Here is a 6290-nt window from a genome sequence, read left to right on the forward strand (position 1 = left end):
TATAAGCTCTCTTTTTTATTTAAATACTTTCTTTTATTTAGTTTAGGATTTAAAAATAATCTTTATAATATAGAAGATATATATCCTTAAAAATTAATATTCACAAAAATAGAAATTTAAGAGTAGTTTATATAAATGTTTTAAGGGAAAATTAGGTATCTTAATTATAGGATTTTATATTTTTTAAGTACAAATTAAATTTAAGTTGAATTATAAATACAATTGTGATAATATAAAACTGTTATAAGTTTTAGGAGGAAATATGGAAAAGTCATTCTATATGAAAGAAGCATTAAAAGAAGCATATAAAGCATATGAAAAAAAAGAGACGCCTATAGGAGCTGTAATTGTTAAAGATGGCCAGGTAATAGCAAGAGCACATAATCTTACAGAAGAATTAAATGACTGTACAGCTCATGCAGAAATATTAGCTATAAAACAAGCAGCAGAGAAACTAGGTGGATGGAGACTTATTGATTGTGATTTATATGTAACTATGGAACCATGTGTTATGTGTAGTGGGGCAATAGTAAACTCAAGAATAAAAAAACTTATAATAGGAACTAAGCATATAAAAAATTCATACACTGAAAAGCAGCATGAATTCAAAATAGATTATTATAAAGACAATAACGTTGATATCTCATTTGGAGTATTAAAAGATGATTGTTCTAATATATTACAGGAATTTTTTAAGACTTTAAGGAAAAGATAATTAGGAGAGATGGTCGAGTCGGTCGAAGGCGCTCGCCTGGAAAGTGAGTATGCGTTAAAAGCGTATCGTGGGTTCGAATCCCACTCTCTCCGCCAGAGGACATTTAAATATGGTTGTAATTTTGCTGTACTAGATGGGGAGGTAGCGGTGCCCTGTAACCTGCAATCCGCTATAGCAGGATTGAATTCCATCTAGAGGCTTATCTTTTGTAGGGCTGCCCTAAATAAGTGGTGTTGAAACATAGGTCCTGCGCAATGGAAGCTCATGAACCCCGTCAGATCCGGAAGGAAGCAGCGGTAAGTGATTACTTTCGTGTGCCGCGGGGGTGCCTAAGTGGAGCTAACTGTTTAGGTAACGCCTATGAAAGTAAGTCAATAGATGGTGTACAGCATTTAATATATAAAAAATAATCCCTTAATTAATATTAAGGGATTTTTTAATATGTATAATATAATAAATAACTTTGTTTAAAAATAATGATATAATATTTCAATATATTGGATAAATAATATATTATAATGAATTAATATATAAAGTAAATGCTATAAATCGTAACAAATGAATAATATACTATAATAAATTGATATTAAGTATTTATAAAACATATCATTTAAGTATATAAATTTATAATTAAGTAAAATTACTAAGATCGAATTTTATTAAGGAGAGATGGCCATGCATAAGGCATTATATAGAGCATATAGACCACAAACATTTGAAGATGTAGTTGGGCAAGAACATATAATTAGAACTTTAAAGAACCAGATAGAAAATGATAATGTAGGACATGCATATTTATTTTCAGGTACTAGAGGTACAGGTAAGACATCTACAGCTAAAATATTTGCAAGGGCAGTAAACTGTACTGAAAGTGCGAATCAAGAACCTTGCAATGAATGTGATGTATGTAAGGATATATTAAATGATAATATAATGGATGTTATAGAGATAGATGCAGCATCTAACAATAGCGTAGATGATATAAGAGAACTTAGAGAAAGTGTTAAGTACTCACCTTCTAAAGCAAAATATAAAGTATATATAATAGATGAGGTGCATATGCTATCTCAGGGTGCATTTAATGCATTACTAAAAACATTAGAAGAGCCGCCATCATATATTATATTCATATTGGCTACAACAGAGCCACATAAAATACCAGCTACAATTTTATCAAGATGTCAGAGATTTGACTTTAAAAGAGTTACAGTCAAAGATATGAGCGATAGAATGAAAAAGATATGTAATGAAGAAAATATAGAAGTTGAAGATAAAGCCCTTAATTTAATATCTAGAAATTCCCAAGGAGCTTTAAGAGACGCTTTAAGTATATTAGACCAATGTATATCTTTTGGAGATGATAAGATAGAGTATAAAGATGTTGTTGAGCTTTTAGGAACTGTAAATGTTGAACAGTTGTTTGACATGGCTGAATGTATAATAAATCAGGATACTAAAAAATCACTTCAAATATTAAATGAATTTGTTATATGGGGAAAAGATATAAGAAATTTAATCAATGACTTAATAGATCATTTTAGAAACTTGATGGTATGTAAAGTATCAACGGATTTAGATGAAATAATATCATTACCAGAAGAAACCGTTAATTTATTAAAAAAACAAGCTGAAAGCGTAGATATAAATGACTTAATAAGAGTTTTAAATATATTATCAGTTACTCAAGATAATATAAAGACATCATCAAACCCAAGGGTATTAGCTGAAGTTACTATGATGAAAATTGCTCAACCTATGTTTGATGAAAGTAAAGAATCTCTTATAAAGAGAATTGAAAATTTAGAAAAAATGATTGAGAGTGGAAATATAAAGGTATCTACTACTAACGTATCTAATAACATTGAAGAAGATGAAAAAGTTAATATAGTAGAAGAAGTAGTATATGAAAATGTAAAAAGTGAAGATGTTAAGTTAATAGAAGCATCTTGGGACAAAATAAGGATAAATATTAAACAAGATAAACAAAATAAACAGATGCCAGTATACTTCTTATTAGGAGATGTACAAAGTTTTAATGTTTCTAATAACATACTATACATAATTTATGGAGATGGATTTGCCTTTGCTAAAAAAAGACTAAGTGATCCACAGACATTACAGTATATAGAAAAAGTAATAAGAGAAACAATAAATAGAAGCTTTAGTATAAGAGTTATATTAGAATCTGAAGTTAATAATATAAAACTTGAATTAAAAAGTGATAAGCAAGATGAAGGTGAAGCAATTTTAAAGGGTATAGTAAATGAGGATATACTCGAAATAAAAGATAGTATAGAAGAGAAATAAGTAATAGTATTAATTCGTTAATATTATTATTTTATTAAATAAAACAAGATAAATAATAAATGCTATTATGATATAATAGTAAAATAAAAATAAGTTTTTTAGGAGGAATTAGTTATGGCTAAGAAAGGTTTTGGAGGCGGAATGATGCCTGGAAATATGAATAATATATTAAAGCAGGCTCAAAAGATGCAAGAAAATATGCAAAAAATGCAAGCAGAGTTAGAAGCTAAAGAAATAGAGGCTTCAGTTGGTGGAGGAGCTGTTACTGTTAAAGTTAATGGTAAAAAAGAAGTATTAGATATAGCTATAAAACCAGAAGTTGTTGATCCAGATGATATAGAAATGTTACAAGATTTAGTTTTAAGCGCTGTAAATGAAGCATTAAGAAGTGTTGAAGAAATGCAAGCAAATCAAATGAGTAAAGCAACTGGAGGAATGAATATCCCAGGATTATTCTAGTAGGTGATAATATGCAGGTTTATACGGGTCCCATAACGAGACTAATAGAAGAGTTTTCAAAGCTTCCTGGTGTAGGAAGAAAAACGGCCCAAAGACTAGCTTTTCATGTTATTAATATGAATACTAATGATGTAGAAGCTTTATCTAAGGCTATTATAGAAGCTAAAAGAGAAATAAAGTATTGCTCAGTTTGCTGTAACATATCAGATAATGATATATGTAGCATGTGTGCTAATAAAAATAGAGATGCCAGTATTATTTGTGTAGTGGAAGATCCTAGAGATGTGGCTGCTATGGAAAGAACAAGAGATTATAAAGGACAATATCATGTACTCCATGGTGTAATATCTCCTATGGATGGTATAGGTCCAGACATGATAAAAGTCAAAGAGCTTATTCAAAGAGTAGGAACTCAAGATGTGTCTGAAATAATAATGGCTACAAACCCAACAATAGAGGGAGAAGCTACTGCTATGTATATAGCGAGACTTCTAAAGCCTATGGGGATAAAAGTTACTAGAATAGCTCATGGTCTACCTGTAGGTGGAGATTTAGAATATGCAGATGAAGTTACTATATCTAAAGCTCTAGAGGGTAGGAGAGAAATATAAAAATCGAGGTAAATGCCTCGATTTTTTTGTCGTTAAATAGAGGAATTTTGTGGTTAAATTTTAGTTGGATTTTATTGAATAATATATACCATTATTGTATAATTTGTGTTATATTTAATTAAAATTTTAAACAGGGGTGCAACATGAAATCAACTATGAATTTAGAAGAGCATAAAGCTATGAAAGAAAAAAGAGTTAAAAAATTAAATTCAAAAGATAAATCTAAGTATAGTGAGCAAGATGATATGAGCGTTTTACTAAAGAAGAAGACTAATAAAAGCTCAAAGAATAAAAATACGGATTTCAGAAATAATTATAAAAATTATCAATATGATTATGAAGAAGATTTCTACGAACCTAGATACTAAAATAAAACATAAAATAAGAAATTAAAATATATAAATAAAAAGGCAATATACTTAAAGTATATTGCCTTTTTATTTATTTAAAGTTGATTTATTCTTCATCAGATAAAATATCCACTACTAAATTAGCAATATTTTGAGAAGAATTAAATTTCCTTATAGATCTTATATTACGCTTAAGCATATCTAATCTAGATGGATCATCAATAAGAACTTTTAATAAAACAGATAAATTATATTTTTTAGTAGTTCTAAGAACAGCTCCACAGTTAGATAAGAAATCTAAGTTTTCTTCTTCTTGACCAGGTATATAGTAAGGAACTATCATAGGTACATCTTTAAGTAAAGATTCTGTAGTAGTAAGACCACCTGGCTTAGACACTAATACATCTACAGAAGCTAGGATATCATTCATCTTATTCGTAAATCCTAGAACTTTAACAGTTTTATCATGAAAATGTTGAGACAATCCTTTTTCTATTTTTTCACGAAGACTTTCATTTCTTCCAGTTATAACTAATATTTGAAAATCTCTGTCTATTTCCATAAGTTCTGCTAAAGTTTCTTTTATATTTCCAGCTCCAAAACTTCCACCCATAAGTAAAACTGTTAATTTATCAGGAGATAGATCTAATTCTTCTAAAACAGTTTCTCTATCCCTATGAGATAAAAATGATTTTTCAACAGGAATCCCAAATGCTTTAACTTTATCACTTTCTACGCCCTCAAATACAAGTAGTTCCTTTACATATTCATGTCCAACAATATAATAATCTATTTCATTTTGTATCCATGTTGAGTGAGTAGTATAATCTGTTAATACAGAAATCATAGGTGGAACATTAAGGTCAACATATTTTTTATGGAAAGTATCACTTAAATTAAGGTTATGTACATCCATATTAGTATATTTTTTTAATGTACTAAGTGCAATCATAGGGAATGGGTGAGTACCTATAATTAAATCTGGTTGTGAATCACTAAGAAGCTTTTTAAATTTCTGAGCCATAAGAGAAGTAAGTAGATTACCCTTAAACTCATTCTTTGATACTAAGCTACTCTCAGAAAATCTATATACACTACCATAAGCTTTAGGAGTATATATAGCTGACTTTTCGTAGCCCCTAGATATTATTTTGTCCATTGTATTATTAACTAATTTTAAACTATCTATTATTTGGCATTCTACTGTCTCGTTATCAATAGTTTTACTTTCTAATTCTTCTTTAATAGCTCGAGCAGCTCTATTATGACCTCCTCCAGTGGAAGCAGACATAATTAAAATCTTTTTGCTCATATTAAAATCCTCCTAAAATGTAGAGTTATATTGAACAATAACATAATTTTATGTATTATTAATTATACTTTAAAAACTTAGACTATTATATACATATATTATTTGCTAATAATAAGTTAATAATAATCTAATACAATATAAAAAAAAATACAAGTATTTAAATGCTAAGATTTGGAAGGTAAATATAATGAAAAAAGTAGAAATATATACAAGTGATTCATGTATACAGTGCATAAAAGCAAAAGAATATTTAAAATTAAATAATATTGAATATATAGAATATAATATATCTAAAAACTCAGAAGCTAGAAAAGAATTAATACGTATGGGGTATATGTCTATTCCTGTTATGATAATAGATGGTGAACATGTGTTAGGATTTGACTTAAATAGAATGAAGTCTTTATTAGGTATGTAAATAAATTTTAAATAAATCAATATAAAAAATAATATATGTTATAGTAAATGTAAATTACAGAACGTATTATTTTTATATTGATAAAAAGCATGTTATTCAAATAAAGAGTGAATAAAAA

The 6290-nt window shown here is 28.2% G+C and carries 7 protein-coding genes, 1 tRNA gene and 1 other RNA gene; 8 read left to right on the top strand and 1 reads right to left on the bottom strand.

Going from position 1 to position 6290, the window contains the following annotated elements:
• The first annotated feature begins 262 nt into the window (after positions 1 to 262).
• The 7 genes from JWF52_RS18570 to JWF52_RS18600 all read left to right on the top strand — a co-directional run bounded on the left by JWF52_RS18570 (position 263) and on the right by JWF52_RS18600 (position 4460).
• Entirely contained in the window at positions 263 to 715 is a 453-nt protein-coding gene (locus JWF52_RS18570) for a nucleoside deaminase (protein ID WP_208334956.1), read from the top strand.
• A 3-nt stretch (positions 716 to 718) separates the two neighbouring features.
• Positions 719 to 810, top strand: a tRNA-Ser gene (locus tag JWF52_RS18575).
• 29 nt (positions 811 to 839) lie between these two features.
• An RNA gene (gene ffs / locus JWF52_RS18580) (signal recognition particle sRNA large type) lies at positions 840 to 1104 on the top strand.
• A 286-nt stretch (positions 1105 to 1390) separates the two neighbouring features.
• The gene (dnaX, locus tag JWF52_RS18585) at positions 1391 to 3022 is read left to right on the top strand and encodes a DNA polymerase III subunit gamma/tau (protein WP_208334957.1); all 1632 of its coding nucleotides are present in this window, start codon (positions 1391 to 1393) and stop codon (positions 3020 to 3022) included.
• A 114-nt stretch (positions 3023 to 3136) separates the two neighbouring features.
• Complete coding sequence (locus tag JWF52_RS18590) at positions 3137 to 3481, top strand: YbaB/EbfC family nucleoid-associated protein (RefSeq protein WP_208334958.1); 345 nt, start codon at positions 3137 to 3139, stop codon at positions 3479 to 3481.
• A gap of 11 nt (positions 3482 to 3492) precedes the next feature.
• Positions 3493 to 4092, top strand: a complete 600-nt coding sequence (gene recR, locus JWF52_RS18595) for a recombination mediator RecR (protein ID WP_208334959.1) — start codon at positions 3493 to 3495, stop codon at positions 4090 to 4092.
• A gap of 143 nt (positions 4093 to 4235) precedes the next feature.
• Positions 4236 to 4460, top strand: a complete 225-nt coding sequence (locus JWF52_RS18600; protein ID WP_208334960.1) for a hypothetical protein — start codon at positions 4236 to 4238, stop codon at positions 4458 to 4460.
• Positions 4461 to 4548: 88 nt separating this feature from the next.
• Here the strand turns inward: JWF52_RS18600 and JWF52_RS18605 are convergent, their stop codons facing one another.
• Positions 4549 to 5754, bottom strand: a complete 1206-nt coding sequence (locus tag JWF52_RS18605) for an MGDG synthase family glycosyltransferase (RefSeq protein ID WP_208334961.1) — start codon at positions 5752 to 5754, stop codon at positions 4549 to 4551.
• A gap of 187 nt (positions 5755 to 5941) precedes the next feature.
• On the opposite strand from JWF52_RS18605, the gene JWF52_RS18610 reads away from it, so the two are divergent.
• Positions 5942 to 6172 (top strand): glutaredoxin family protein, encoded by a 231-nt coding sequence (locus JWF52_RS18610; RefSeq protein WP_208334962.1) that lies wholly within the window; start codon positions 5942 to 5944, stop codon positions 6170 to 6172.
• Positions 6173 to 6290 lie beyond the last annotated feature (118 nt).

The sequence above is a fragment of the Clostridium sp. CCUG 7971 genome (assembly GCF_017590215.1).
Classification (GTDB): domain Bacteria; phylum Bacillota; class Clostridia; order Peptostreptococcales; family Peptostreptococcaceae; genus Faecalimicrobium.